Source organism: Lysinibacillus sp. AR18-8 (assembly GCF_001705465.1).
Taxonomy (GTDB): Bacteria; Bacillota; Bacilli; order Bacillales_A; family Planococcaceae; genus Lysinibacillus; species Lysinibacillus capsici.
In genome coordinates, this window is sequence record NZ_MDGU01000049.1 from 1 (window position 1) to 866 (window position 866).

Here is an 866-nt window from a genome sequence, read left to right on the forward strand (position 1 = left end):
GTTCGGACTTCTTCAAATCGCTGGACATACAACCTGCTAGAAGCAAGGTACTGAGCAATGTCGTGATAAATTTCATGCAAAGTAGACTAAAGGTTTTATGGGAGCGCACTATTGTAGAAGTAAAACCCGGTCACAAAACCTTTTTAATCTACCAAATGGTTAAAAAATAGAACAACAGAATTTGAAAATCCAAGTCCATTCTCTAAACATCTAACCTTTAACCAAGCCGCCATCTACAATTAGGTTTTGTCCTGTGACAGCACGTGAATAAGGTGACAAAAACATCAGGATTGCAGCAGCGAATTCTTCGGGTGTAATCACGCGGCGTAAAGGCGTCGATTGAGCAATCAGGTCAAAGACAATGTCAGGTGTGGCCTTACTGGCATCCGTGGTTTGTAAAAGGCAACCAAAGAGCATATTCACATTGATGCCATATTGTCCCAAGTCCTGCGCCGTGGTGCGGGTAAAGGCAAAAAATGCAGCTTTGGCGGGGGTAAAGTCAAGAAAAGGAACCAACCGGATTTGGCACCAGGGTTGTACCTAATATTCACCATCCGGCCAAACCCTGCCTGTTTCATATCATCCAGAGCGGCTTGTGTGGTATTTAAGGCAGCCGGTACTGCACCGCTAAATTGCCGTTGCAACATTTCCCAAGTCAGCGTTTCTACTTTAGGGCGTGCATCGCCATTAAATTCAAATTGAATCAGTGCATAATTGACTACAGCATGAATAACTTCACCGAAATGGGTTTTAACCGCGGCAAATAACGCGCGTACCTGATAAACTTGGGTCACATCTGCCTGATAAATAAAGACTTGGACTGGATATTGCTGCTGACTCTTATACACATCTCCGAGCCCACGAAC

Annotated in this window: 2 protein-coding genes; both read right to left on the bottom strand. The window is 44.3% G+C overall.

Features of this window, described 5'->3' with window-relative positions:
• Positions 1 to 210: 210 nt before the first annotated feature.
• A complete protein-coding gene (locus BFM98_RS24170; RefSeq protein WP_254660071.1) occupies positions 211 to 444 on the bottom strand; it encodes an SDR family oxidoreductase in 234 nt (77 codons plus the stop codon).
• A partial coding sequence (locus BFM98_RS20715; RefSeq protein WP_217492445.1) for an SDR family NAD(P)-dependent oxidoreductase occupies positions 420 to 866 on the bottom strand: 447 nt, incomplete at its 5' end. The genes BFM98_RS20715 and BFM98_RS24170, both read right to left, overlap by 25 nt.